Here is a 26,859-nt window from a genome sequence, read left to right on the forward strand (position 1 = left end):
CCACCCTAGCCACCGGCCGCGCGGGGTCAGCGGGTCGGCGGTGCGATCCGCCAGTGCTGCTGCAGCGCCGCCGCGATCTCCGGCAGCAGCGTCACCGGAATCCGCTTGTTCCGCAGCAGCTCCCGAATCTCGTTGACCTGCTCGCGCTTGCGCATGTCGTAGGCGTTGGCGACCGGTCCCACCACCGGCGGAATCGACAGCAGCACCAGTTCGCCGTGCTGCTCGGAACCGCCGTTGAGATCCAGCGCCAGCGACCAGCGGCCCTTCTCGTCCAGGGCGAACCGGCCCGCCACCACGCGGTCCCACTCGATGCCGAGCGCACCCCACGGGGTGCGCTGCACGATCGCCTCGTCGCTGAGCACCAGCCCGTCCCGGCCGAAGAGCAGGAACAGCACCGTGAGTCCCGCGGCCACCCCGAGCAGCAGCCCGGTGAACACCCGATTCCAGCCGAAGACGCCCACCGTGGTCAGGGTGACGGCGATGGTCACCGCCAGCGCCGCGCCACCGTAGGCCGCGGCCCGCCGCCCGGGCACGACGCCCGCCCGCACCATCGTCGTCATTGCGCCCCAACCGTTGTCGTCTGGTGAGCAAATATAAGCATGCTCGGTATCATCAGACAGCCGCACCTTGCGGTGTGGCAGTCCCGGTCTGATCAACCATGTGGTTGTGCCGGGTTGACGTTTCTTCGCCTGCTGCGTTGACCACTGTCGTGGTCGCGGACTCCCGCCTGGCTCCACGTCCGTTTCCCACCGAAGCGTGGGCGGCCGGGCTACTCCCGGTACCGGTCCCGCCGAGGCGGGCAAGATTGATCGCGGCATTGAGATCACGATCGATCACCACACCGCAGTGTCCACACTCGTATATCCGATCGGCCAGGGTCAGGTTTGGCTTTCGCCTGCCACAGCCGGAACACGTCTTGGACGAAGGAAAGAACCGATCGGCTTCGAGGAGAACCGAACCGTACCAACGAGTCTTGTAGGTGAGCATCCGCCGAACCTCGGCCAACGCGGCGTCGGCGAGGGGCCGGTTGAGCCCCCGTTTACGGGCACCGCCGCCTACGCGCATCCCCGAGGCGTTCAAGGTCTCCACCACGATGACCCGGTGACGCCGAGCGAGGTCGGTGGTCGCCTTGTTCAGCACATCACGACGCACGGCCGCCGCATGGGTGTGCGTGCGCCCGATCCGCGACTGGGTCCGCCGCCAGCGGTTCGACGGCCGCCTTCGGACCTGGGTGTGCGGGTCGTAGGGCCCGATCCGGCGGGCCGCGCGGCGTTGCAGGGCCCGCAGCCGGTTCTGGGCACTCGTCAGGGATTTCGGGGCCCGAACGCGAGCGACCTCGCGGCCATCGGGTGCGCCGACGACCAGCAGGGAGTCGGCCTTCACCCCGACATCGACACCCACCACAGGCACACCCGAACCGCCGCGACCGGGAACCTCGACAGCGCGGGCGACGAGAGTCTGGAACGCGACGTGCCAGCGACCGGACGCGTCCTGAGCGAGGGTGGCAGACAGCACTCGCGCGGTTCCGGTTTCGATGCGCCGGCGCAGCTTTCGGGTCGACTCGTGTGTCTTGATCCGCCCGACCCGCGGCAATCTCACGTGATGGCGGTCGGCGTCGACCCCGATGGTGCCGGTGGTGAACCGCACCGACCGGCGGGACCGCGCGTTCTTGAACTTGGGAAACCCGACCTGTTTCCCAGCCCGCCTACCGGTGCGGGACTTGTTCCACGCGTCCAGGGCGCGCGCGAGGGCGTCGAGGCCGGAGTTGTATACCTCCTTCGAGTTCTCACCCCACCACGGCGCGACCACACCCTTACGGACATTCCATTCCTTACGCAGCCCGGGCAGCGTCCAGTTCAACGACGGTGTCAACTCGGCTTCGCCGATGTCGTAGGACCGTTCGGCCGTGCGCTGGTCCATGACCGCTTTCACCAGAGCCAGCATCGTATTGTGGGCCTTGCGGGCACCCCCGGCGTGGGAACGGAACACGCGCTCCTGCGCCGGAGTCGGATCGAGCGCGAACCGGTACGCCTGCACCACCCACCCCGGCGGAACCTCGAACCGCGCCATCAGATCACCTGGCCCGGTTCGCCTTTCGTGGCGGTGACCGCGCGCATCGCACGGTTACGCACGCCCCGACGGCCATACAGGCGATCACACATCGAGGGCAGGACTTCGATCATGTCTCGTACCAGATCATCGGTCGTCTCACCCGGATCGGCGACCACGATCCGCCTACCGGACGCACGAAGCGCCGCTTCGAGGTGTTCGACCTCGAAGCGGGCCAAGCGGTCTCGATGCTCCACGACCGCCACCGACACGGACAGATCCGACAAGATCCGCCGCAACTTCGGCCGCGTCCCGTTCAGCCCGGACCCGACCTCGCCGACGACATGCCCATTACCGGTCGCCCACGCGGTCACCCGCGCCACCTGCCGATCCAAATCGGCCCGCTGATCGTGCGAAGACATCCGCGCGTACACCACACTCCGACCGACCTTGCCCACCACTACGGTATCCACCCAGAGCGTGCCCGACTCCAGCCGTCGAGCAGGCACCGGCATCCGATCCTCCCGGAACCACCGGTACGCGGTCTGCGGGTGCACACCGTTCGCACGCGCACACTCAGCCAAATTCACCCACCCATGCAAACACATGTTCGATCACATTCACTCACAAATCGTCGAACTGGCTCCCAGTCCTCGACATGCTCGCCCTTCGCGACCGATCGGTCGTCACCGTACCCGGCCGAGCCACCGCGCTCCAGCGAACGCACCCCGCGTCGTGAGCCCGGAGCGGGCGGGCTGTCACTTCTGCTGCCGTAGCAACTCCAGAATCTTCTCGGTGTTGCGCCGCGCCAGCGTGGCCTCGCGGTAGGTGGCCAGGACGTAGGAGATCAGCGCTCCGCGCCGGGCCCGGTTGGGCGAGTCCGGTTTCTGATCCGGATCGTCCTTGCCGTCGAGCAGGTCGACGGGATTCACGTACCCGTCCCAGACCGTCTCGTTCCAGATGTCGGCCAGGCCGGCCCTGGTCCAGAACTGACCGTCCTTGACGTTGTAGAAGACCTTCTGGAACGCGGTGCGCACCGCGTGCGGCACACCCACCTGGTTGTGGATCTCGCTGAGCTGCCGATCGGACATGTCCCCGCCCCCTCCGTCGATGATGGTCCGAACCTCCCGGCGGAACACGTCCATGTCGATGCCGGCCGGATCGATCTTGCCTTCGCTGCTGTACTCCTTGTGCCCGACCACATCGCCCCCGCCGAGCCTGCGCACGATCGCCGCGCAGCCGCGGCGGTAGGCGTCCAATTGCACCGGCGTCCAATCCGATCCGTCGCCCCGGGAGACGGCCTCGATGCCGATCGTGTGCCAGTTGGCGTTGTCGGTGGGCCACCCCGGCCACCGGCCGCGCCCGGCATGCCAGCAGACACCGGCCGCGATCACCCGGTACAGCCCGTCGCGCTCCAGCACCAATTGGGCGAGCGGACCCGGGAGATCGGGGCGGCCGTCCTGCACGATGCGCCAATCGTTGGCGCCGCCGCCGGCCGTGTGATGGCACAGGACACCGCGGATGTCACGGAAGTCGCCGTGCCCGCGCTCTTTCCAGCCGTCGTGTTCCAGGACGCGCAGGCCCGCGGCCCGCAATACATCGGCAAGCCAGATCGGATCGCCGCTCCACGCCATGATGTCCCCCCGCTCGTCCGGACTCAGCGCGGAATCAGCGGCAGGACAGCCGGTGCGGTCTCGGATGAGGCCGCGAATCGCGGTGAGTATCGATCGACAGGAGTTCGTTCACGCCGCCGGGCGCGGATCGGTCCGCACCCAGACTGGGTGCGGACCGGGCGCGTCGGCGGCCTCGCACCGCGCGGTCCGGGGCTCAGGACTCCAGCGCCACGGCCGCTTCCGCGGTGTAGACCAGGAACGTCAGGCTCTCCTGGAAGTACAGCTGGACCGTGTCGGCGTCGTGCGACAGGTAGCCGATGGACAGGTCCTGCCCGATCTGCAGATCGAAGTCGCCGCCGCGGGTGGACAGCACGAACGCGCCGTCGATGGCCGGGGCCCAGATGATGTCGCCGTCGATGAGGCGTTCGATATGGGTGCGAATCGGATGCCCGTGGTCCGAGGTCTCACTGACCGCGGTGTACAGATCGGCCGACAGCAGCACCGAGTACGGGCCGTCCACACCGGCCAGCCGCAGCTTGGACAGCGCCTGGGCGACGGCCTCGGGGGTCAGGCGCTCATCGACCGGCAGCTTGACCGGTTCGCAGACGCTCGAGGACCGCACGCCGGTGATGCCCGCGGCCGGAAAGCCCTCGAAGATGGCGCGATCCTCGGCGAAGGCGATCTTCTTCGCCGCCTCCTTGACCGCGTCCAGGTCGGTGTCCTTCGCGCCGCGTTCGACGTTGTCGAGCTCGGAGCGGTTCAGCACGAACGGCACCCGCAGTTCCACCAGCGGGAGCACCACGCGCTGCCGGGCCTGAATGCCCTCCCCGGGGGACTCGATCGGGGCGGTGCGCCCGACCGTGACCGCGGAGTAGTCGTCCCCGTGCGGTCCCGACAGATCGACCACGCGCCGACCGGCGATGTGCCGCTTGAAGGTTCGGCTCGCCTCCTCTTCGATCGCCGCCCAGGCGGCGGAGGTGATCGGAGCGAGTTCGCGGTGGAGGTTGTTCATGCCTTAGCTCCTTTTCAACGTGCCGATGCCCAGGGATCCGTTTCCCGAAGGAACAACACCATCGGTTGCCGAGGATTCCCGGATCTCCTCAACGGTTGTACTACCCACTCGTCCCGCTTCCATGGACCCGGGAGCGTCCGGCAGGGCGTCGAAGAACCCCGCGGGCGGGGTGAAGAAGTTCGTGCCGGTCACGGCCTCGGAGAAATCGAGGATGCGGTCGTACGCCGCGTCCTCGGTCCCCAGGAACATGCGGGTCAGCATCTCCTCGGTCACGCTCGGGGAGGCCGCGTAGGCGATGTAGTACGTCCCGAACTCGCCGTCCTTGACGCTGCCGAACGGCATGTTCGCGCGCACGATGGTGCCGACGTCGTCCTGATCGTTCACCGCCACATGGGAATCGGCGGGCTTCTCGTCGTCGGAGAGCTCGAAGTCCGACATCTTGTGCCGGCCGATGACCTTCTCCTGCTCATCGACGCTCAGCGCGTTCCACTCGCCCATGGTGTGCAGATACTTCTGCACGATCACGTAACTGCCACCGGCGAATTCGGGGTCGTCGTCGCCGATGAGGGCGGCCGAGACGGCCAGCTGCCCCTCGGGATTCTCGGTGCCGTCCACGAAACCGAGCAGGTCCCGCTGCTCGAAGTAGCGGAAGCCGACGGTCTGATCGACGATGGTGCCCGCGCCGGCCAGGCGATCGCCCAGCGCCATCGCCAATTCGAAACAGGCGTACTGGGTTTCGGCCTTGATGTGGAACAGCAGATCGCCGGGCGTGGCCGGGGCCGAATGCTTGCCCCCCGCGTATCCCGGGAATTCGTGTAGTTCAGCGGGTTTGGGCCCGGCGAACAGGCGGTCCCAGGCCGCCGAGCCGATGCTGGTGATACAGGCCAGGTCGGCCCCGGGGATGCGGAATCCCACGGATCGGCGCAGACCGGGGAGATCTGCGAGCAGGTCCCGCACGACCGCCTCGCCGCCCTCGTCGATGGTGACGACGAGAAAGATGGCGGCGGGCGACAGCGGGTTCAGGATCGGCTGCGGCTCACCCATGCGCTCCAGCCTAGAGGCCGGACGGAGCACCGCTACCAACCGGTAGCGGTGTGGCCGCTATTTCGCGACCGTGAGCAGGAAGGCCACGTCCTCCACGGCCTTCACGCTGTGCCGCGCGTCGGGGATGACCAGCAGGTCCCCGGCCGACCCCTTCCATTCGTTGGTGCCGCTGATCAGCGCCAGCACCCCGCTCAGGACGACCATCGTGGCCTCGCCCGGGTTCTCGTGCTCGGCCAGGGTCTGGCCCGCCGCCATGGCGATCACGGTCTGGCGCAGACTGTGGGCGTGGCCCCCGTAGATGGTCTGCGAGCTGCGCCCGCTGGATGCCGTCGCCGCCAGCTTGAGCTGCTGACGGGCGACCGCGGTCAGCGATTTCTTGTCCATGGACTGCCTTTCGCCGGAGTATCCGTGAGTATGCCGGACACGTGTCGGCCGATCGGCGGTTTCGGGGGTTCGTTGCGGGAATTGGTGCATGCGGGATACCCGCGTTATACGAGGGCCCGCCCATAACGGCGGATGCGATAGCGCAGACCCGCCGCGGACTCGCGCCACACGTCGTCATCGGCGTGCCAGTGCGGGTCGATGGCGGGGGCCCAGCAGTCGCCGTCGATGTCGGCGTCGACCTCGGTGATCACCAGTTCTGTCGCGAAAGGCATTGCCGCGCGGTAGATCTCGCCGCCGCCCATCACCCACACCGGGTCGTCGCCGGCCAGCTCGAGCGCCTGCTCCACCGAGCCCGCCCGTTCCGCGCCCGCGGCCGACCAGTCGGCCTGCCGCGTCACGACGATGTTGCGGCGGCCCGCCAGGGGGCGGAACCGCTCGGGCAGCGAATCCCAGGTGCGCCGGCCCATCACGACCGGGTGCCCCCAGGTGACCTCCTTGAAGTGCGCCATGTCCTCGGGCAGCCGCCATGGAATGGCGTTGTCCAGGCCGATGACCCCGTCCGGGGTCTGCGCCCAGATCAGCCCGACGGTCCGCGTGCGCACCGTGCTCACACCGCCACCGGCGCCTTGATCGCCGGATGATGCTGGTAATCCAGGATTTCGACGTCCTCGTACGCGTAGTCGAACAGCGACGCCGCCCGCCGCAGGGCCAGGCGCGGGAACGGGTACGGCTCCCGGGTCAGCTGCTCGCGCACCTGATCCACGTGATTGTCGTAGATGTGCACGTCGCCGCCGGTCCACACGAAATCGCCGACCTCGAGCTCGCACTGCTGCGCCACCATGTGGGTCAGCAGCGCGTAGCTCGCGATGTTGAACGGCACGCCCAGGAACAGGTCCGCGCTGCGCTGGTACAGCTGGCAGGAGAGCTTGCCGTCGGCGACGTAGAACTGGAAGAAGGCGTGGCACGGGGCCAGCGCCATGCGATCGAGTTCGGACACGTTCCAGGCCGAGACGATCATGCGCCGCGAATCCGGATCCTCGCGCAGGGTCCGCAGCACCTGGCTGATCTGGTCGATGTGGGCGCCGTCCGGGGTGGGCCAGGATCGCCACTGCACGCCGTAGACCGGGCCCAGGTCGCCGTTCGCGTCGGCCCACTCGTCCCAGATGCTGACCCCGTGCTCCCGCAGCCAGGTGACGTTCGAATCGCCGCGCAGGAACCAGAGCAATTCGTAGACAATGGATTTCAGATGCACCTTTTTGGTGGTGATCAGCGGGAAACCGCGCGACAGGTCATAGCGCAGCTGGTGCCCGAAAATACTGCGGGTGCCGGTACCGGTCCGGTCCGACTTGGGAGTGCCCGACTCGAGAACGAGCCTGAGCAGATCCTCGTACTGGGTGTCACCGGCGGCCGTGCTCCGGGGGTCTCGAGAGGCACTGTTCACGCCTGGCAAGCTTACGCACCGTGCGGAAGCTCTTTGTGATCGGAATCGGCGCCGGTAATCCCGACCAGGTGACGGTGCAGGCCGTCAAGGCCATACGCCAGGCCACCACGTTCTTCGTCATCGGCAAGGGCGCGGAGAAACAGGAACTGGTCGACGTGCGCGCCGGCATTCTCGCCGAATACGCCGAACAGCCGCATCGGGTGGTGGAGATCGCCGATCCGCCGCGCGATCGCAGCGTGCCCGCGGCGCACGCCGACGACGCCTACCGGGGCGCGGTCACCGACTGGCACGAGGCGCGCGCGGAGCGTCTCGAGGCCGCGTTCGCCGACGCGGACGGGATCGGGGCCATCCTGGTGTGGGGTGATCCCGCGCTCTACGACAGCACCCTGCGCATCGTGGAACGCGTGCTGGAGCGCGAGGTCGTGCATTTCGACTTCGAGGTCATTCCCGGCATCACCAGCGTGCAGGCCCTGGCCGCGGCGCATCGCATCGTGCTGCACGAGATCGGCGAGCCGATGCACGTGACCACCGGCCGCCGCCTGCGCGAAGAAGGGATGCCCGCCGGGCAGTCCACGCTGGTCATGCTGGACGCGGACTGCTCGTTCACGCAGATTCCGGGCGAGGACATCTACATCTGGTGGGGCGCGTACCTCGGCATGCCCGACGAGGTGATCATCGAGGGCCCGCTGCGCATCGTGGAACAGCGGATCGTGCGCCGCCGGGCCGCCCTGCGCGAGGCCAAGGGCTGGATCATGGACACCTACCTGCTGCGCTACCAGTAGCGGTCCGAATTCCCGATTGCGCGGAGGCCACTTCATGAGCGAGCGGGCACAGCCGCCGGCGCGCACCACGCGGGGCCGGCGCGGGCGGGCGGTGGTGGACGATCTGCCGTTCACCGTCGATCGCGCGGCGGCCGCGCCGCTGGCGGTGCAGGTGGCCGACGGGCTGCGCGGGGCCGCCGCGGCGGGCGCGCTGCGCGACGGGGACCGGCTGCCCTCGTCGCGGGAGCTGGCGGCGCGCCTGGGCGTGAGCCGGACCGTGGTCACCGCCGCCTACGACCAACTGCACGCCGAGGGCTGGATCGGCGGACGGCACGGGTCCGGGACCTATCTGACCGCCGCGCCCGCACCGGTGGGGGAGCGCTCCGAGCCGGGCGAACGGGCGAATCCGCTGGCGGGACTGCTGGATCTGGGCGCGGGCGCGCCCAGCATCGAGACCCTGGACCGGGCCGCGTGGCGGCGGGCCTGGCGCGCGGCCTCGGACCGGACACCGCTGATCCGGCGCGATCGAGCGGGCGAGCCCGAGTACCGGGCGGCCGTCGCCGAACATCTGCTGCGCCATCGCGGACTCGGCGCGGGCAGCGGTTCGGTGGTGCTGTCCACCGCCGGAACCAGTTCCGCCGTACAGGAAATCGCCGCCGCCCGGCTGCGCCCGGGCGATGTGGTCGCGATCGAGGATCCCGGCTACGTGCGGGCCGTCGGCGCCCTGCGGGCCGCGGGCATGCGGCCGGTGCCGGTGCCCGTGGACGAGCGGGGGCTGCGGGTCGATCTGCTGCCGGACGACGCCAAGGCGGTGTATTGCACACCCGCGCACCAGTTTCCGCTCGGCGCGCGCATGCCCGCCGCGCGCCGCGTCGAACTCGTCGACTTCGCTCGCCGCCGGGGCGCACTGGTCCTCGAGGACGACTACGACGGCGAACTCCGTTACGACACAACGCCGTTGCCACTGCTGGCCACGCTCGCCCCCGACGTGGTCGTGCACCTGGGCACCACCAGCAAGATCCTGACACCGACCCTGGGCATCGGCTGGCTGGTCGCCGCGCCCGCCGTGGCCGAGGCCGTGCTGGCGCACCGCGAGGCCACCGGCACCGGTCCCGCGCCCGCCGGGCAGCAGGTCGTGGCCGAACTGGCGCGCAACGGCGATCTGGCCCGGCACCTGCGCCGCCTGCGCCGGGACATGCCGGTGCGCCGGGCCCTGGTCATCGAGGAACTGCGGGCCTTCGGGCTGGCGGCGCGCGGCGACGACGCCGGGTCCCATCTCGTGGTGCCGCTCGACACACAGGAACAGGAGGACCGGGCGCTGGAAGCCGCCCGGGCGCGCGGGGTCTACCTCGACGGACTCGGCCGCCACCACCTCGGGCCGCGACACACCTTCGGCATCGCGCTCGGTTATGCGGCGCTGTCCGGGGCGGAACTGCCGGTGGCGGTCCGCCTGGCCGGGGCCGCGCTGGCCGAAGTCGTACAGTGGTCCGGGTAAGCCAGGCGGACCACCCTACGACTACCGAAGTGGGTACGAGAGCATGAGCGAACAGGACATCCTCGCGCGGATCAAGGGCCTCGTCGACAGGGAACACGAGCTGCGCGCCGCCAGCGGGCAGGGCGAGATCGACCCGGAGACCGAACGCCGTCAGCTCGCCGAACTCGAGGTCATGCTGGACCAGTGCTGGGATCTGCTGCGCCAGCGCCGCGCCCGCATCGACCAGGGCCGCAACCCCGACGAGGCGCAGGCGAACTCGGCGCGACAGGTCGAGGGCTACCTGCAGTAGATGGCCGTTCCGCTCTGCCGGCCCGGCCGAGCGCGTGGCTACCATCGATGGACGGCGGCGGCCGTGCGCGCACGCGCGGCCGAGCCGTCGCGACCGGCACGACGCGGTGCCGGCGGAGCGAGTGGGTAGGCACATGGTGGCAACGACAGACATCACGACCGCCGACGGCGGCGTCCGCGGCCTGCGGGGCCGGCGGGTTTCACGCTGGCGGTCCATTCCCTTCGCCGCGCCGCCCGTCGGCGAGCTGCGGTTCCGCGCGCCACAGCCGGTGCAGCCCTGGACCGGGGTGCGCGACGCGACCCACTTCGGGTTCGCGGCCATGCAGCATCGGCGCGGCGCGCAGATCGGGCCGCGGCAGCAGCAGCCGACCGGCGAGGACTGCCTGACCCTGAACGTCACCGCCCCGAACACGCCCGCCGCCACCCCGCGCCCGGTGATGGTGTTCATCCACGGCGGCGGGTACCTGCTGGGCACCTCGGCGCTGCGGCTCTACTCCGGCAGCCGGCTGGCCTTGCGCGGCGACGTGATCGTGGTGTCGGTCAACTACCGGCTCGGTGCGTTCGGCTACGTGGACTTCAGCGAATACTCCACGCCCGCACACCGATTCGACAACAACCTGGGCCTGCGCGATCAGGTGGCGGCGCTGGAGTGGGTGCGCGACAACATCGCGGCCTTCGGGGGCGACCCGGGCAACGTCACCATCTTCGGCGAATCGGCCGGTGCGCACGCGGTACTCGCGCTCATGGCCACCCCCGCGGCGGCCGGACTGTTCCACCGCGCCATCTCCCAGAGCCCGCCCGCGGACTGGGGGCCGTCGCAGGCCGACGCCACACTCTTCGCCCGCCGCTGCGTCGAGCAGCTCGGCGCGGGCGACGGCGCGCAGGCGCTGCTCACCGCGACCCCGAACCGGATTCGCAGCGCGGTGGATCACGCCGTCAGCGCGGTCATGCGTGATCAGCCCGGGCTGTTCCCGGTCGCGCCGCAGGTGGACGGCGACTTCCTGCCGCTGCCGATCATCGACGCCTTCGCCGGCGGGAGCGCGCACCGGGTGCCGCTCATCATCGGCACGAATCGGGACGAGGGCACGCTGTTCTCCCGCTTCGACGACACCCTGCCCACCACGCCCGCGCGCATGCGCCGCCTGCTGCGACAGGTGGGCGGCGACGCCGAGACCCGGGTGCTCGGCGCCTATCCGGGCTTTCCCAAGCCGAGGGTGGCGGTGCGCGTCGGCGGCGACTTCACGTTCTGGCGACCGTCGCTGGAGGTCATGTCCGGGCACAGCCGGTACGCGCCCACCTACGCCTACCGCTACGACTTCGCCCCGCGCGCACTGCAACTCGCGGGCTTCGGGGCGACGCACGCGCTGGATCTGATCCCCGTCTTCGGCGCGACGGCCACGCCGTTCGGGCGGGCGCTGTCCGCGGCGGGCGGGCAGCGGGCGTTCAACTCGGTGTCCGAACAGTTTCAGCGGAACTGGCTGTCGTTCGCGCGCACCGGAGCTCCGCTGGCGGCCTGGCCCGCCTACACCGAGGACGAGCGGGCGACCATGATCATCGACTCGCCGCAGCGGGTGGAGTTCGACCCGGAACGGGCCAAACGCCTGGCCTGGCAAGGTATCAGGGTTCCCGCGCTGACCTGAGCGCCGGTTCCGGCGGTCACTGGCCCGGGCCGAAGACCCGCCCGCGGAGCACGGCTTCGTGGGCGGTGCCCGTCTGCAGTTCCGGGCAGATCACTTGAGCAGCCGGGACATCCGGCGGTCGGCCAGGATCTTGCCGCCGGTCTGGCAGGTCGCGCAGTACTGAAAGGACTTGTCCGCGAACGCCACTTCGCGCACGATGTCGCCGCACACCGGGCACGGCAGGCCGGTTCGCCCGTGCACCTGCATACCGGATCGCTTCTCGCCCTTGAGCCGGGCCGCGTCCTGCCCGACCGACCGGGCGATGGCGTCGGTCAGGATCGCCCGCATGGCCGCGAACAGCCGGGCCACCTGCTCGGCGTCGAGGCCGGAGGCGGTGGCGAACGGCGAGAGCTTGGCGGTGTGCAGGATCTCGTCGGAGTAGGCGTTGCCGATCCCGGCCAGCACGGTCTGATCGGTCAGCGCGTTCTTGATCCGCTGCGAGGTGCCCCGCAGCAGTTCGGCGAACTCGGGCTCGGTCACCGCCATGGCGTCCGGCCCCAGCCGGGCGATGCCCGCCACCTCCTGCGGATCGCGCACCACCCACACGGCCAGCCGCTTCTTGGTCCCGGCCTCGGTCAGATCGAACGCGGGCGTCGCGCCCTCGGGGGTGAACAGGTGCACGCGCAGGGCCAGCGGCCCCTTGCCGGGCTTGGGCGGTGTCTGGCTGGGTTCGTCGATCCACCGCAGCCACCCGCCCCGCGACAGATGCGTGATCAGCCAGATCCCGTCGCAGTCCAGCCCGACGTGCTTGCCCCAATGCCCCGCCCCGGTGACGTCGCGCCCCGACAACGCGGTGATCGGCGGGTCGAATGTCTTGAGCACGCTCAGCGCCGCGACATCCACCCGCCCGACCACCGCTCCCGTCGCATGGGCGCTCAAGAACTGCTCGAGCGCCACAATCTCCGGCAATTCAGGCACTCCCGCAGCCTACCGATCGGTACCGACAGGTGCGTCGCACACGCCCGGGTTCTGGTTATCGCGGTGTTCGCGCGGATTCCGGTCACGTGACGGAAGGGCTGGGCCGGCCCCCGGCGCACGGCCGAATCGGGCGCGTGGAGAATCGTGGGCATCGCGCGCGCTCGATCGAACGGCCGGGAATTCGGGTGCCGTCGGGGCGTCCGAGACGAGCCGCCGGGTGAATTTCGGAATGGGTGCGCCGAGTCGCTCGAGCGGACTTCGGGAGCGGTGCGGCTCGAATTCGGCAGGGGCAATTCAGCGTACGTATCGGTTGCCTCGTAATGATCTCGTGTGCAACGGATCTCGGAGTCCGCGCACTCGCCGATCAGCGCCGGTGCCGGGGTGTCAGGAGGGGCGGTGGTGTGCCCCCGGGTTCGGGGGAGGGGGTGCCCAGTTTTCGACCCCTCAAAACGGGTCGAAATGGGCCCGAATGATGATATCTGAAATGCCCACGAATCACGCGATTGCAAAGTTGTGTCAATTCGCATAGCGACACAATGTGGACTGTCAGAGCTGTGAAGAATTCGTTCGGTTGCCTCTAAGTGGACTGTTGATTGTTAACTTGGGGATGTGCGTGCATCGACACTGGAGAAGATGTGCGGCTGAATGCTGCTCTTTGGTAGTGAATTTGGGTCGTGTGCACAGTTTGTCCGCCTTGTCGGTTCTTGTGCTCCGAGTCTCGCCCGGCGGAGAGGTTGGTGTGGACCATGAGATGAACCCGCGTCCACACGACGGCGAAAACGGCACTCCACATGATCTGACAATGCACAGAGTGTCTCTATTCGAACACCGAATTTCTCCCGGTGCGCTCGAGTTGCCGTCTCCGGCCCGCTCGCACCTCGATCAGCACCCCGCGCGTGCTCGCGGCGGGTGCCGGGCGGGCTGCCCGCCCGTAACGGGTGTCGCGGCCGAAACCGATTCGGCGCGTGTGCGGCGCGGTGATACTCGTTGTATGCCTTCGCCTTTGACGCCGCTACGGATGGACTCACCGCTGCTGCGGCGGGTGGTCGGGCAGTTGGCCGGGCTGGCGCAGGACGCGGTGCGGGGCGCGGTGACCGAGGTGGGGGTGTATCGGCAGCTGTCCGCGGAGTTGGCGGGTCCGGAGCTGAATGCGACTGCGCTGTCCCATCTTCTGACGTTTCTCGCGGTGGCCGAACAGGGCCGGGAGGCGGGCCCGGAGGATCTGGCGGCCATCACGGCGTCGGCCGGACGGCGCGCGGAGGAGCGAATCCCGCTGCCCGACATGCTCGATGCCTACCTGACCGGAGCACGGGTGGTGTGGCAGACCGTCATCGCGGCGGCCGAGCCCGGCGACCGGGAGGACGTCGAGTCCTTCGTGGCGCACATGCTCGCGTTCCTGCACCGGACGACGGTGGCCATCACCGCCACCTACGTCCGCGTGCACGCCACCGTCTCCAACGTCGAACGCGATGCGCGGCACGCGCTGTGCACGGCGCTGCTCGCGGGCCAGGACGCCGGAACCCTCGCCGCCCAGGCCGAATTCGCGCTGGTGCGCTCCTACGCGGTGGTGACGCTGACCGTCGGCGGGGTGCCGGGCAGGCCCGGCAACACCGGGGAACTGGCGTCCGCGCGGCGCCGGGTGCGCCAGGCGCACGATCTGGTCGAGCGCCGGCACGGCGGTGAACATCGGCTGGTCGCCTTCGACGGTCACAGCGGCGTACTGCTGCTGCCCGCGGTGGATTCGGTGCCGCCGGACACCCTGGTTCGCGACCTCGCGGCCGCCTTCGCGCTGCCCGTGACCGCGGCGCTCGCGCCCGCCGCCGAAGTCGAGGGCATCCCGGACGCCTTCGAATTGGCCGGGGAGATCTACGAATTGGCGCGGGCGCTGGAACGTCCCGCCGGGCTGTACCGGCTGTCCGATCTCATGGTCGAGTACCAGATCACCCGGCCCGGGCCCGCGCGCGACGCACTCGAGGCGGTGCTGGGACCGCTGCTCGAACACCCGCATCTGCTCGACACCCTGCGGGTCAACGTGCGCTACGGTCTCGATCGGCAGGCGGCGGCGAAAGCGCTGGGCCTGCACGCGAACACGTACTCCTACCGGCTCCGCCGCATCGCGGAGATGACCGGGCTGGACGCCACCGACGCCGCCGACGGGCGGGTGCTGGCCTCGGCGATGCTGGCGAGCGCGTTCCGCCGTACTCCGCGGGCGACCGAGGCTGTGGAACGGCGACGGTAACCGACCCCCGCCGCGAAAGTCCGGCCCGGCCTACTCCGTCCAGCGCCGATGGCCCAGGTGCACCGCACGATATTCGCCCGGGGTGGCGCGCATCTCGGTCCGGAAGGCGCGATAGAGCCGGCGCTCGCCGCTGAAGCCGCAGTCGAGCGCGATGGCGGCGACGGCCGCGTGCGGCCGGGCGAGCAGCAGGCGGCACGCGTACGCGACGCGCAGTCGGCGCAGCACCGCCCCGACGCCGCCGTCCGGTTCGAGCACCCGGTACAGGGTGCTGCGGGAGATGTTGCAGGACAGCGCGATGCGCTCCGCGGTCAGGGCGGCGTCGGTGAAGTTGGCGCGCAGGTACGCCAGCACGCGCTCGCGGGTGTGCGTCGCCGCGGGGCCGCCGCGGGGATGGCGGTCGGACTCGAGGGTGAGCACGGCGGCCAGCAGATCCACGCCGTACGCGGAGAGCGCCGCCACCTCGTGCGGGGCGGCCTCCGGCGTCGACAGCCCCCGGAAGAACGCCGCGACCGCCGCCGAAGCGCCGTGCACCGGAACCGGCGCGCGCAGTACCCGGCGGAAATGGTCCTCCGGCAGGCCGGTCCGGGCCAGCAGGACCGCGCGCGGCACACTCACCACGATCGAGGTCGTGGTGTCGCGCACGATGCTGCGCAGCGGCACTCCGGAGTCCACCAGCACCATCGAGCCGGGCGTCAGAGTCAGTGCGCCGCCGTCGTATTCGAGGACCTTCTGCCCGTCGGTGGTGATGACGGCGGTGATGATCTCCGACTCCCCGCGCGCCACGTGCCGTGCGGTCCGCCAGGTGGTCTGCCCGCCCACCGTCGCGGTGGTGATGGTCAATTCCGGGCCGGAGAGCACGGTGCCGGCGGATCCGACGAATCGGGTCCCGGGCAGCGGTTCGAATGCCACGGGGGCGAACTCGGCGGCGAGCCGGGTTTCCCAGAGCTCGGCCGATTCCCGCGCGGTGACGTGCCGTGCCGAGGCATCGTTCCGCCCGGCCTCGCCCCGCATGCCGCGATCCTGGCATATCGGTCGATCGCAAGAGTGCGATCGCCATTGTCTCTGTGGCACTGACAAATTCGGGTGTCACCGCTGTCGAATGTCACAAATGAGCGCGTGCACACCGCGCACGCGGGGTGCGGCGCGCGACGGTCCGGCCCCTTCTTGCAGGTGAAGGGACCGGACCGGGGCCGCTTGGGCGAAACGGCCCGGGGCGGAGGTGAATCCGCCCGGCATTCGAGACGCCGTGCCGGTAGGTAACCGGGGCACGAGCGCGGTGGTAGCGATCCGTATCCGCCGTCGAACGCCTGCCGCGAACTCTAATCGCGCCGCCCAGGTCAGATCGCCCGGTTCGTCGCGCCTGAGACTCAACGTCAGGGTGAATGACACTGAATGTCCGGGGTTTCCGTGAGTTTGCCGGCGACCTCGCAAGTTAGCTGGCCGGAACGGGCCCGCGGTTCGCGAATCTCGTACGGACGGTGACGATCACGGCGTAGCCGACCAGGAGCGCGCCCCCGCCGCGCAGCCCGCCGATGAGCACACAGCGCACCAGGTCGTAGGGCCCGGCCGCGGCCGCCGGATCCAGGGCGCCGAGCACGCCCCCGGCGATCACGGCGAGCGCCGCCGCGACCAGCACCCGATTCCGCTGCGGCACAGGCGGTATCGGCTCCGCACGCCGGAGCCGGCGCGCGGCGAACCACACGAGGATCAGCACACCCGCCAGCGAGGACACGTAGCCGATCACGTTGTAGACCCGGTGCGGGCCGACGACCGACTCGCGGAACAGGTCCCAGTGGCGCACCGCCGCGCCGTCGGTGTGAGTCAGGGCGTCCCAGGCGAGATGTGTCAGTGCACCGGCGATCAGCGCCGCGGCCACCCGCCACCACGCGGGCCGGTCCCCGAACGTGACGGCACGGCCGAGCAGCGCGAGCAGGGGCGGGACCAGGACCCGCCCCAGCGCCAGCAGGAGCACGCCGAGCACCAGGATCACCGGCAGTCCGCGCGGATCGTGCGTGAGGCCGCCGTCGATCCCGATCGGCGCGTAGTACACCGTGTCGGGTGCGAGGCTGCCCGCGGCGAGGGCGGGCAGCCACAGCCGACGGCGCAGCGGCAACACCACCGCAGGATGGGCAAGGGTGAACGGCACGGGTTTCCTCCCCTAGTGGTCTGCGAATCGGGCGCGGAATTGGCTATTCGGCCGAGCCATTCTTCGCGCGATGCTGGTCCCATGACCGAGCACGTGACACGAGCGCCATTGTCGTCCACCCCGCGCAGCAGCCTCACCCGCGCGAAGGAGCGCGGGCGGACCGACCGCGCGGAGTTGGACGCCGTGCTGGACGCGGGCCTGCTCTGCCACCTCGGTGTGCTGCTCGGCGGCGGTCCCGTGGTGATTCCGACCATCTACGGGCGGTCGGGCGACACGCTCTACCTGCACGGCTCGACCGGAGCCGGGAACATGCGGGCCGCGCTGACCGGACCCGTGTCGGTCTCGGTGACGCTGGTGGACGGGCTCGTCTACGCGCGCTCGGCCATGCACTTCTCCATGAACTACCGCTCGGCGGTCATTCACGCCCGGCCGGTCGAGGTCACCGACCCGGCGGAGCGGATGGCGGCCCTGCGGGTGATCGTGGAGCACGCCGCGCCCGGCGCCTGGGACGGCGTGCGCGCGCCCAGCAAGAAGGAGATGGCCGCGACCATGGTGCTGGCCCTGGATCTCACCGAGGCGTCGGTGAAGGTCCGCACCGGCGGTCCCCGCGACGACGCGGCGGACATCGAGAACGGCGGGGTGTGGGCGGGCGTACTGCCGCTGCGCCAGGTCTGGGACGCGCCGCTCGACGCGGACGACCTGGAGCCGGGAGTCGATGTGCCCGGCCACGTGCTGGCCCGGGTGACGCGGGATCGGAGCCCGGCGGGGGCGTGAGCGCGGCGCGGTTACCAGGCGGTCGCGTCGAGTCCGAGGCCGGACAGCACCCCGGTCGCGAGTGTGATCAGCGCCGAATTGTCCGGCACCGCATCGGGATCCAGGCTCACCAGGGACAGGGTGTAACCGTCCGCGATCCGGGTGAGGTACCCCGAGAGCCGGGTGCGCGGCAGGCCGTCGGCGCGCAGACCGGGGTGGATGGCGCGGGCCGCCACCCCGGTGCACGGGTGCGGGCCGAGGAACAGCAGCGAGTCGGGCAGCGTTCCGATGTTGGAGCACAGGATGTCTCGCTCTCCCGCACCCTTGGCGAGCCGGTACGCCCAGCGGTCGGGAACGACCTGGAGCAGCTCTTCCGGTATGCCGCCGGGACTGCTCATCCGATGTTCGTAGGCGGCCCTGGCCCGGTGCCGGATCGAGGCCGGGGTGTCGGCGGGCGTGACGGCGATCTCCGTCATGGCCATGTCGTTGTCGACCCGGGGTTCGTCGCGGGTGTCCACCGGCAGGCTGGCGGCGATGGTGTCCGACCCGAAACCGCTGTCCCACAGTATTTTCGCGACCACGTACACGAACAGGCTGTTGGCGGTGCCGGCGTGCGCCACCGCGACCCGATTCCATTCGCGGGCCGGAATCTGCAGTGCCGCCGCGTGTGTCACGGTGCGGCCGGAGCCGCGCGGCGCCGGCCGTGAGATCGGCGCGGGCGGGCGCGCGGGCAGCCCGCGCCGCAGCGCGCGAGCGGTTCCGCCGATGACCGTGCGCCACTGCCGCCGGGCGTCGGCCCAATCGGAGTGGGTCGCGGCCGGGTCGGCCAGGGGCGTGCCAGTCAGCGCGTGATCGATGGCCAGGGTCAGCGCCCGCCCATCGGCCAGCGCGTGCGAGCACGTCAGCGCGGCGACGCTGCCGCCGTCCAGCAGATTCACGCTCGACAGCCGCCACCCGGGCTCGACTTCGGGATCCAGGTGCGCGCCCTGGGTGTCGGCCCAATCCAGCAGGGCGGCCGCGGGAATCGCGGTCTCGTGCAGGGCGAGCGGATGCGCCTGCGCGTTCGGCTGCCAGCGCGGGCGCGCGCCCGGGACGCGGCCGCGGACCACCCGCCGCCCGAGCGGGCCGGTGCGCAGCGCCTCGTGCACCCGCGCCAGCAGGGCGGTGTCGACCGGATCGGCGGTACGCCACAGGCCCTGCAGGGCGATCGGGGTGCCCATACCCCGGTGCGCCCGCAGGAACATCTCGTCCACCACGCTCAGCCGATTCATCGCTGCGCAGCGTACCGGGACACGCCGACGCGTTCGCGCCGCCGGATCGGCGCGAACCGTGCGATTCAGCTCGGCTGTCCGTGCCGTCCCGCGCCGGCGGCGAAGCGGGCCGCGCCGTCCAGCGCGCCGTCCAGCAGCGCGCGCATGCCGTGCCGGAACTCGTTCGCGACGGCGGCCGGCTCCTCCAGCCCCTCCTGCTCCAAGGCGGACATGCGATCCGAGCGCAGGCAGGTCTGCGGGAGAGCGGCCAGCTGCGCGGCGAGTTCCTCTGCCGCGGAACGGGATTCGCCGACCGGTACGATCCGGTTGACCAACCCGATCTGCAGCGCCTCGGCGGCGTCTACCTCGCGGCCGGTGAGGATCAGATCCATGGCGCGCCCGGCGCCGATGATGCGGGGCAGGCGCACCGTGCCGCCGTCGATGAGCGGGACGCCCCAGCGGCGGCAGAAGACGCCGAAGGTGCTGTCCTGCTCCGCGATTCGCATATCGCACCAGATCGCGAGTTCGAGCCCGCCGGCCACCGCGTAGCCCGAGACCGCGGCGATGACGGGTTTGGACAGCCGCATGCGGGTCGGGCCCATGGGGCCGTCGCCGTCGTCGGCGGCCCGGTTGGAACGCTCGGTGCCCAGCGCCTTGAGGTCGGCGCCCGCGCAGAAGGTGCCGCCGTCGCCCCAGAGCACGGCGACCGCGGCGTCCGGGTCGGCGTCGAACTCGCGGAAGGCCGCGGCGAGGGCTTCGGCGGTGGGACCGTCGACCGCGTTGCGGGCCTCGGGGCGATGCAGGATCACGGTGGTCACGGGGCCATTGCGTTCGACTCGTACGCTCACCGGGCCGACCATACGCCGTAAATCCGCCCTTGCGTCAAGAAATGAATCAATGGTTCACTTCTTGTGTGGCCTACCGCAGAACACCCGCAGTCCAGGCCCGCCTCGATGCCCAGGCCGGATCGATCGTGCGGGCCGCCATGACCGTCCTGTCCCGCGACGGCTACGCCGGGCTCTCGGTCGCGGCCGTCGCCGCCGAGGCCGGGGTCGCCACCGGCACGGTCTACAAGAGCTTCAGCGGCAAGGCCGAACTGGTGACGGCGGTCTTCCGCGAGGTCGTCACCCGGGAGGTCGCGGCGGTCGCCGTCGCGGGCGGCACCGAACCCGCCGAGCCCACCGCGGCCGGCGGGTTCGCCCGTGACCGGGTCACCGCCGCGGTCGAGACCTTCGCCGGTCGCGCCCTCAAGAACCCCAGGCTGGCCTACGTGCTGCTGGCCGAACCGGTGGACGCCGCCGTCGACGCCGAACGCCTGCGCTTCCGGCGGGCGTTCGCCGAAACCTTCGAATCCGCCATCGCCGACGGCGTCGCCACCGGTCAGCTTCCGCCCCAGGACGCGCGGACCAGCGCCACCGCCCTGGTCGGGGCGATCGGCGAAGTGCTGGTCGGGCCGCTGGCCGAAGAACTCGAGAGCGAGTCGGTGGTGCCCGAACTCGTCGCCTTCGCATTGCGCGCACTCGGTGTCCCCGCCCGGTGAACGCACGGAAACCGAACAAGGAGTCCCGCATGCAGACGCATGAAGTGTTCAACCAGGTCCCGAATCTGGTGCCCTTCGACAACTCTCGCAATCCCGCGCTGCTGGAGGGCCTGCACCGCGAGGGCGCCGGCTGGGCCGAGGACGAGGTGCGCACCCTCGGCGCGCTGGCCGGCGGCGCGCGGGCGCAGGAGTGGGGGCGCCTGGCCAACGACTACCCGCCGGTGCTGCGGACCCACGATCGCTACGGCAACCGGATCGACGAGGTCGACTTCCACCCGCACTGGCACGATCTGATGCGGGTCGCGGTGGAGCACGGGCTGCACGGTTCGCCGTGGCAGGATCCGCGCCCCGGCGCGCACGTGGCGCGCGCGGCCAAGTTCTACACCTGGGGCATCGCCGACGCCGGCCACATGTGCCCGATCTCCATGACCTACGCGGTGATTCCCGCGCTGCGGCACAACCCCGAACTGTCCGCGACCTTCGAACCGCTGCTCGCCTCGCGCGTGTACGACTACGGGCTGCGCGACCCCGCGTCCAAAGCCGGTCTCATCGCGGGCATGTCGATGACCGAGAAGCAGGGCGGCTCCGACGTGCGGGCCAACACCACCGTCGCCACGCCGCAGGCCGACGGCACCTACCGGGTGGTCGGCCACAAGTGGTTCACCTCGGCGCCCATGTCGGACATGTTCCTGACCCTGGCCCAGGCGCCCGGCGGGCTGTCCTGCTTCCTGCTGCCCCGCGTGCTGCCGGACGGATCGCTCAATGCCCTTCGCCTGCAACGGCTCAAGGACAAACTGGGCAACAAGTCCAACGCCTCCTCGGAGATCGAGTACGAGAACGCGGTGGGCTGGCTGGTCGGCGCGGAGGGCGCGGGCGTGAAGACCATCATCGAGATGGTCAACATGACCCGCCTGGACTGCGTCATAGGCTCCGCCACCGGCATGCGCGCGGGCCTGGTGCACGCGGTGCATCACGCCCGGCATCGAAAGGCGTTCGGGGCCAACCTCATCGACCAGCCCGCCATGCGCAACGTGCTGGCCGACCTGGTGATCGAATCCGACGCCGCGACGACCGTCATGATGCGCCTGGCCGGGGCCACCGACCGGGCCGCGACCGATCCGGCGGAGGCGAACCTGCGCCGCATCGCCCTGGCGGTCACCAAGTACTGGGTGTGCAAGCGCGCGCCCGTGCACGCCGCCGAAGCCCTGGAATGCCTGGGCGGCAACGGATACGTCGAGGAATCCGGCATGCCGCGGCTGTACCGCGAGGCCCCGCTCATGTCCATCTGGGAGGGCTCGGGCAACGTGGCGGCCCTGGACGCGCTGCGCGCCATGGGGCGCCAGCCCGAGACCGTCGAGGCGTACTTCACCGAGGTGTCGCAGGCGCGCGGCGCGAACGCGCACCTGGACAACGCCATCGACCGGATCGGCAAGGAACTCACCGATCTGGCCGACATCGAGTACCGGGCGCGGCGCGTGGTCGAGTTGATGGCGCTGGTGCTGCAGGGCGCGCAGCTGGTGCGGTACGGCCACCCCGCGGTCGCGGATGCCTTCTGCGCCACGCGTTTCGGCGGCGACTGGGGCATCGCGTTCGGCACCCTGCCCGCCGGGGTGGACACCGCGGCGATTCTCGAGCGCGCCTTCGTCGACTGACGCCGGACCCGCGCCGGTTCCCGGAAGCGGCGCGGGTTCACTGTGGCCGGATCATGCCATGGGCGGCAGGCCGGCCTCGGCCAGGGTTTCCCGCAGGACGCGAATGGCCTTGGGCCCCACCCCGTGCAGGGCCAGCAGCTCGGCCTCGGAGGCGCCGGAGAACTGTTCCAGGCGGGTGAAGCCGATCAGGGCGAAGGCCCTGGTCGCCGGGTTTCCGATGCCCCGCGGCAGATTCGAGTCGGTCATGAGCGCAGCCTAGCCCGGTGCGCCCGGTGCGATCCAGGACACGCTTCCCACCCGGGGACAGCGGTAATAGCGTTGCGGTATGCCTCGTACAACGACGTACAGCCAGTGGATCGCCCTCCGGCCGCAGCGGCTCTGGGCGGTGCTCGGGGACCCGGGCCGGTGGCCCGAATGGAACCCGGCCGTCACCGCGGTGCGAATGCACGCCGCACCGGCCGTCGGCGCGACAGGTGACTACCTGCCGCGCGGGCGGGCGAACGAGGCCGTACACGGCAAATTCGCGAAACCCTTCACGCTCGCGACCTTCGTTCCGGAGCGCGAAATCACCATCGAGCAGCCCGAACCCGCCGGCGTCATGCGCATGCGGTGGACGCTGACCCCGCGGGACGGGGGCACCGAACTGCGCCAGCAGCTCACCTTCGGCGGGGTGTCCGCCCCGCTCGCGCGGGCCGTGGTCGGCACACTGCTGCAGACCGACGCGCACACCGGTTTCACGCGCCTGGCACTGCTGGCCGGTCTCGAACCCGCCGCTGACGCGCTCACCGTCGTCATCGCGGGCGGCACCGGCGCGCTGGGCCGCGCGCTGGCCGCCGACCTCACCTGCCGGGGGCAGCGGGTTCGCATCCTGACCCGCCGCCGGGTGCCGGAGCTGCCGTACGAGCAGTACGAATGGGACGGGCGCGGCGACGGCGAATGGACTGCCGCGCTGCGGAATCCGGGCCCGGTCGCCGTGGTCAACCTGGCGGGCAAGCTCGTCGACGTGCGGCCGACACCGCGCAACATCGCCGAACTCCGGGACAGCCGAGTCGATTCCACGCGGGCGCTGGTGACCGCGGCCGCGGCGCTGGACCGGCCGATCGACTACTGGGTGCAGGCCAGCACCACAGCCATCTGGTCCGACGCGGGCGAAACCCGGTGCACCGAAACGACTCCGCTGCCCGTACCCGGCCTGCCGCAGATGACCGGCGTCGCCGAACCGTGGGAGCGGGCGTTCGACGGCGCCAACGCCGCGCACCGGACGGTCCTGCGCACCTCGATCGTGCTGGATCCGGACGCGCCCGCGCTGCGCATGCTCGTCCGGCTGGCCACCCTCGGCCTGGGCGGCAGTGTCGGCTCGGGCAGGCAGTGGTTCAGCTGGATCCACCGCCGGGACTGGCTCGCGATCGTGCGCGCGGCCCTGGGGCTGGACCCGGAGGTCACCCTCCCGAACGGAATAGTGGTGGCCGCCAACGACTTCCCGGTCCGCAACCGCGATCTCATGGCCACCCTGCGCCGCCACGTACGCCGCCCCTGGTCGCCCCCGACGCCCGCGCCGGTCCTGGCCGTGGGCGCGGTGTTCCTGCGCACCGACCCCGCCCTCGGCCTCACCGGCCGCCACGCCACCTCGGAGGTGTTGCGGCGGGCCGGGTTCCGCTTCCACTTCCCGACTCTCGACGAGGCGCTGAGCGATCTGCTGCCGACTCGGTCGAAGTAGAGACCGGGGCCGGGGTATTGGGTGGCCTGCGGTGAAAATCGCGTGCTGTCAGTGCAATTCGAGTCGGGCGAGATCCCTGCGGCCGGCCACGCCCAGCTTGCGGAACGAGCGGGACAGGTGGTGGCCGACGGTCTTCGGGCTCACGAACAGGCGTGCGCCGATCTCGCGATTGGTCGCGCCCGTGGCCGCGAGCCGGACCACCTGGAGCTCCTGCGGGGTGAGGCGGGCGGTCAAGCCCGGTTGCGGCTCGGGGAGCGTGCCGACCCCGGCCGCCCGTAGTTCGGCGCGGGCTCGGCGCGCCCACACCTCGGCGCCCAGGCGCTCGAAAGTCCGTAGCGCGTCGCGCAATTCGGCCCGGGCCTCGGTGGTTCGGCGTTCCCGGCGCAACGACTCGCCGTAGAGCAGCCCGGTGCGGGCGCGATCGAAATGGCGGCCCTGGGCGGCGTGCAGTTCCAGCGCGCGGACGAAGGCGGCGGCATCGTCCGCCAGCAGTGCCGTGGCGCGCAGCAGCAGTGCCGTCGCCCACGGCGCTTCGAGGGCGTCGGCCCACAGCCGCAGCTCGGCGAGCGGCCGGTCGGCGCGTTCGCGCCGGCCCAGGCGCACGGCGGCTTCGATCCGGTCCGCTAGCATCGGCAGCCACTGCGCGTGCCGCCGGGTCGGAATCTCGCCGAGCGCTTCCATGCGGTCCAGCGCGTCCCCGTACCGTTCCGCGCCCATGTCCGCCAATGCCCGGGCCCAGTCGAAGTGCGCGCGGTGGAAGGGACTCGGTCCCGCCTGGTTGTCGTCGCCTGTACCGTGCCCTGGTCGGTTGACATTCGCGCTGCCCGCCGGGCGGTCTTCGACCGGCCCGAACACCGGGTCGTCCACGCCCGCACCGCGTACCGCGGCCAGCAGGGCCAGGTTGGAGTCGGCGTGCACTATCCGGATCGGCTGATCTATGTGCTCGGCGAGGCGTCTGCCTTCTACGGTCAGGAGCTCCGCCTCGCGGAAGTGGCCGAGCAGGAACTCCACCGTGCCCTGCCACAATTCGGCCAGGGCGAGCCAGCCGAGCAGGCCGCGCGAGCGGCAGGACTCGGCGAGATCGGCGAGGATCTCGCGGGTGGTTTCGAGATCGCCGATGATCAGGTTCTGTGTGGCGAGCACGAACTGAACCTGGGGGGAGTGGTGCCGAATATCCTGTGGCGCTGTGGCATTGCCACGGATCAGGCGGATGCCCGCCGCCGGATCGGGGCCGTAGAGCGCGAGGATGCCGTCGTACGACAGCAGGAACCGCTCGCTGTCCGGGCTCGGCGGCAGCGCGGCCAGGGCCGCGCGCGAATCGCGGAACGCGCCGAGATCGCCCAGGACCCAGGCCATCCGGCCCGCGTCGAAGAGCATGGCCGCCGCCAGCGCCGGATCCGCGGCGGCCGCCTCCTGCGCGCCGGTGCACAGCAGCCCGTGCGCGGTCGCCGGCGAACCGTGCTCGAACTCGATATGCGCGAGCACCCCCGCCAGGCGGGCGCGATGCGCCGGACTGCGCGTCGATTCCCGGGCCTGCCGGGCGAGCACGCACGCGCGGGTGAATTGACCGGCGTCGGCGGCGTTCTCGACCGCGTGCACCAGCCGGCGCGCCCGCTGGACCGGATCGGGGGTCAGGCGCGCGGCCCGCTCCCACGCGGTGGCGGCCGCACCGTGTCCGGTACGCCCGCGGGCGCTCTCGGCGGTGACTTCCAGGGCCGCGGCGACGGTTTCGTCGGGCCCGCTCGCGGCCGCCGCGCGATGCCATACCGCCCGCTCCGGCTCCGCGGCCAGGGTTCGCGCGAGGGCGCCGTGCACCGCGACCCGCTCGTCGGCGGTGGCCGTTCGGTACGCCGCCGCCCGGATCAGCGGATGGCGGAAGCGCACGGCGCGCGCGGTCACCACGATCATGCCGGTGCGCTCGGCCGCCGCCAGCGCGCCCGGGCCCGAACCCAATTCGCGCAGCGCCCCCAGAATCACCCCCGGGTCGCCGCCGTGCTCGGCGGCCGCGACCACCAGTGCGAACCGGGTGCCCTCCGCCAGTCGCGCGATCTGTCCGCCGAAGCCCGCCCGCAGGCGTTCGGGCAGCGCCAGCGGACCGGCGACCGGTGAATCCGCGTTCATGCCCGGCAATTCCAGCAGGGCCAATGGATTGCCCGCCGACTCGGCGACCACGCGTTCACGAATTTCCATGGCCAGGCCTGGAATCCGCTCCGCGAGCAGAGCGCGCGCGGCGTTGGCGTCGAGCGGCGGCAGCGTCACCACCGGCAGACCCGCCGCCTCGAACTCCGGTCGCCCCGCGAAAAGCATGACCACGCCCTCGTTTCCGAGCCGCCGCGCGGTGAACAGCAGCGCGTCCACCGAGGGCCGGTCGAGCCACTGCGCGTCGTCGATCGAGCACAGCACCGGCCCCCGCGTGGACGTCTCGGCCAGCAGCGACAGCACCGCCAGCCCGACCAGGAAGCGCTCCGGGGGCTCGGCCGCCGCCAAGCTCAGCGCCGCGCCCAGCGCCGCCCGCTGCGGCGCGGGCAGCGCCGAGATGTGTTCCAGCACAGGCTGCAACAGCCCCCGCAATCCGGAGAACGCGATCTCGCCCCCACTCTGTAGTCCGGTGATCCGCAATACTCGCCATTCCCCGGCGGGCACGCCGGTCTCGGCGGCGCCCCCACCCCGTCCTCCGGCCCACCCCGATGCGCCGGGGGAGACCCAGCCGCGCGCCTGGCCGAGCAGCGCCGACTTCCCCTCACCCGCCCCCGCGATCACCGCCGCCGCCCCGCTCCGCCCCCCGGCGCCCGCCGCCAGCAACTCCCCGATCACCCGTTCCGCGTCACTCCGGCCGTACAGCATCAACTCACCCTCCGGGTGTGAACCGGGACCTCGC

At 71.0% G+C, this 26,859-nt stretch carries 25 protein-coding genes; 9 read left to right on the forward strand and 16 right to left on the reverse strand.

Translation table 11 applies throughout. The features are described from left to right. Positions 1-26: 26 nt before the first annotated feature. The 9 genes from ACWIGI_RS08540 to ACWIGI_RS08580 form a co-directional block, all read right to left on the reverse strand. Complete coding sequence (locus tag ACWIGI_RS08540; RefSeq protein WP_454201707.1) at positions 27-560, reverse strand: hypothetical protein; 534 nt, start codon at positions 558-560, stop codon at positions 27-29. 52 nt (positions 561-612) lie between these two features. After that, entirely contained in the window at positions 613-2,070 is a 1,458-nt protein-coding gene (tnpB, locus tag ACWIGI_RS08545) for an IS607 family element RNA-guided endonuclease TnpB (RefSeq protein ID WP_454201708.1), read from the reverse strand. Continuing rightward, positions 2,070-2,639 carry an IS607 family transposase gene (locus ACWIGI_RS08550; protein ID WP_454201709.1) on the reverse strand — a complete coding sequence of 190 codons (570 nt, stop codon included), beginning with the start codon at positions 2,637-2,639 and terminating at the stop codon, positions 2,070-2,072. The genes tnpB and ACWIGI_RS08550 overlap by 1 nt, the downstream gene beginning before the upstream one ends. Before the next feature lie 168 nt (positions 2,640-2,807). Beyond that, positions 2,808-3,683: a peptidoglycan recognition protein family protein gene (locus ACWIGI_RS08555; RefSeq protein ID WP_454201710.1), complete on the reverse strand. Its 876-nt coding sequence runs from the start codon at positions 3,681-3,683 to the stop codon at positions 2,808-2,810. Between the two features lie 193 nt (positions 3,684-3,876). After that, on the reverse strand, positions 3,877-4,674 hold the full coding sequence (locus ACWIGI_RS08560) for a family 1 encapsulin nanocompartment shell protein (RefSeq protein WP_454201711.1): 798 nt from the start codon (positions 4,672-4,674) through the stop codon (positions 3,877-3,879). Between the two features lie 3 nt (positions 4,675-4,677). After that, positions 4,678-5,718: a Dyp-type peroxidase gene (locus ACWIGI_RS08565; protein WP_454201712.1), complete on the reverse strand. Its 1,041-nt coding sequence runs from the start codon at positions 5,716-5,718 to the stop codon at positions 4,678-4,680. Positions 5,719-5,775: 57 nt separating this feature from the next. Continuing rightward, a complete protein-coding gene (locus ACWIGI_RS08570; protein ID WP_454201713.1) occupies positions 5,776-6,102 on the reverse strand; it encodes a cupin domain-containing protein in 327 nt (108 codons plus the stop codon). Positions 6,103-6,206: 104 nt separating this feature from the next. Continuing rightward, entirely contained in the window at positions 6,207-6,704 is a 498-nt protein-coding gene (locus ACWIGI_RS08575) for a dihydrofolate reductase (protein ID WP_454201842.1), read from the reverse strand. A gap of 5 nt (positions 6,705-6,709) precedes the next feature. Then, complete coding sequence (locus ACWIGI_RS08580) at positions 6,710-7,543, reverse strand: thymidylate synthase (RefSeq protein ID WP_454201714.1); 834 nt, start codon at positions 7,541-7,543, stop codon at positions 6,710-6,712. 20 nt (positions 7,544-7,563) lie between these two features. Between ACWIGI_RS08580 and cobF the strand changes: the two genes are divergently transcribed. The 4 genes from cobF (at position 7,564) to ACWIGI_RS08600 (ending at position 11,727) form a co-directional block, all read left to right on the forward strand. Beyond that, positions 7,564-8,325: a precorrin-6A synthase (deacetylating) gene (gene cobF / locus ACWIGI_RS08585; RefSeq protein ID WP_454201715.1), complete on the forward strand. Its 762-nt coding sequence runs from the start codon at positions 7,564-7,566 to the stop codon at positions 8,323-8,325. Between the two features lie 34 nt (positions 8,326-8,359). Further along, positions 8,360-9,799, forward strand: coding sequence for a MocR-like pyridoxine biosynthesis transcription factor PdxR (pdxR, locus tag ACWIGI_RS08590; protein ID WP_454201716.1), 1,440 nt, complete (start codon positions 8,360-8,362; stop codon positions 9,797-9,799). A gap of 43 nt (positions 9,800-9,842) precedes the next feature. Then, complete coding sequence (locus ACWIGI_RS08595; RefSeq protein WP_454201717.1) at positions 9,843-10,088, forward strand: DUF2630 family protein; 246 nt, start codon at positions 9,843-9,845, stop codon at positions 10,086-10,088. Positions 10,089-10,221: 133 nt separating this feature from the next. Continuing rightward, positions 10,222-11,727, forward strand: a complete 1,506-nt coding sequence (locus ACWIGI_RS08600) for a carboxylesterase/lipase family protein (protein ID WP_454201718.1) — start codon at positions 10,222-10,224, stop codon at positions 11,725-11,727. 90 nt (positions 11,728-11,817) lie between these two features. Here ACWIGI_RS08600 and ACWIGI_RS08605 read toward each other — a convergent pair whose 3' ends face one another. Beyond that, on the reverse strand, positions 11,818-12,684 hold the full coding sequence (locus ACWIGI_RS08605; RefSeq protein ID WP_354985947.1) for an Fpg/Nei family DNA glycosylase: 867 nt from the start codon (positions 12,682-12,684) through the stop codon (positions 11,818-11,820). Positions 12,685-13,675: 991 nt separating this feature from the next. On the opposite strand from ACWIGI_RS08605, the gene ACWIGI_RS08610 reads away from it, so the two are divergent. Beyond that, the gene (locus ACWIGI_RS08610; protein ID WP_454201719.1) at positions 13,676-14,923 is read left to right on the forward strand and encodes a PucR family transcriptional regulator; all 1,248 of its coding nucleotides are present in this window, start codon (positions 13,676-13,678) and stop codon (positions 14,921-14,923) included. A 30-nt stretch (positions 14,924-14,953) separates the two neighbouring features. On the opposite strand, the gene ACWIGI_RS08615 is transcribed toward ACWIGI_RS08610, so the two are convergent. Further along, complete coding sequence (locus ACWIGI_RS08615) at positions 14,954-15,934, reverse strand: AraC family transcriptional regulator (protein WP_454201720.1); 981 nt, start codon at positions 15,932-15,934, stop codon at positions 14,954-14,956. A gap of 421 nt (positions 15,935-16,355) precedes the next feature. Further along, positions 16,356-17,069 (reverse strand): DUF4184 family protein, encoded by a 714-nt coding sequence (locus ACWIGI_RS08620; RefSeq protein WP_454201721.1) that lies wholly within the window; start codon positions 17,067-17,069, stop codon positions 16,356-16,358. An 81-nt stretch (positions 17,070-17,150) separates the two neighbouring features. On the opposite strand from ACWIGI_RS08620, the gene ACWIGI_RS08625 reads away from it, so the two are divergent. Next, positions 17,151-17,843, forward strand: coding sequence for a pyridoxamine 5'-phosphate oxidase family protein (locus ACWIGI_RS08625; RefSeq protein WP_454201722.1), 693 nt, complete (start codon positions 17,151-17,153; stop codon positions 17,841-17,843). Between the two features lie 11 nt (positions 17,844-17,854). Here ACWIGI_RS08625 and ACWIGI_RS08630 read toward each other — a convergent pair whose 3' ends face one another. Then, on the reverse strand, positions 17,855-19,093 hold the full coding sequence (locus tag ACWIGI_RS08630; protein ID WP_454201723.1) for a hypothetical protein: 1,239 nt from the start codon (positions 19,091-19,093) through the stop codon (positions 17,855-17,857). 65 nt (positions 19,094-19,158) lie between these two features. After that, positions 19,159-19,920 carry a crotonase/enoyl-CoA hydratase family protein gene (locus ACWIGI_RS08635; protein WP_454201724.1) on the reverse strand — a complete coding sequence of 254 codons (762 nt, stop codon included), beginning with the start codon at positions 19,918-19,920 and terminating at the stop codon, positions 19,159-19,161. Positions 19,921-19,985: 65 nt separating this feature from the next. Here ACWIGI_RS08635 and ACWIGI_RS08640 point away from each other — a divergent pair, with 65 nt between their 5' ends. Continuing rightward, positions 19,986-20,612, forward strand: a complete 627-nt coding sequence (locus ACWIGI_RS08640; RefSeq protein WP_454201725.1) for a TetR/AcrR family transcriptional regulator — start codon at positions 19,986-19,988, stop codon at positions 20,610-20,612. Between the two features lie 29 nt (positions 20,613-20,641). Beyond that, positions 20,642-22,264: an acyl-CoA dehydrogenase family protein gene (locus ACWIGI_RS08645; protein ID WP_454201726.1), complete on the forward strand. Its 1,623-nt coding sequence runs from the start codon at positions 20,642-20,644 to the stop codon at positions 22,262-22,264. Positions 22,265-22,315: 51 nt separating this feature from the next. Here the strand turns inward: ACWIGI_RS08645 and ACWIGI_RS08650 are convergent, their stop codons facing one another. Further along, positions 22,316-22,510 carry a hypothetical protein gene (locus ACWIGI_RS08650; RefSeq protein WP_454201727.1) on the reverse strand — a complete coding sequence of 65 codons (195 nt, stop codon included), beginning with the start codon at positions 22,508-22,510 and terminating at the stop codon, positions 22,316-22,318. A gap of 79 nt (positions 22,511-22,589) precedes the next feature. Between ACWIGI_RS08650 and ACWIGI_RS08655 the strand changes: the two genes are divergently transcribed. Further along, positions 22,590-23,981 carry a DUF1731 domain-containing protein gene (locus ACWIGI_RS08655; protein ID WP_454201728.1) on the forward strand — a complete coding sequence of 464 codons (1,392 nt, stop codon included), beginning with the start codon at positions 22,590-22,592 and terminating at the stop codon, positions 23,979-23,981. Positions 23,982-24,029: 48 nt separating this feature from the next. Here ACWIGI_RS08655 and ACWIGI_RS08660 read toward each other — a convergent pair whose 3' ends face one another. Then, on the reverse strand, positions 24,030-26,825 hold the full coding sequence (locus ACWIGI_RS08660) for a LuxR C-terminal-related transcriptional regulator (RefSeq protein WP_454201729.1): 2,796 nt from the start codon (positions 26,823-26,825) through the stop codon (positions 24,030-24,032). Positions 26,826-26,859 lie beyond the last annotated feature (34 nt).

Source organism: Nocardia sp. NPDC055321 (genome assembly GCF_053645575.1).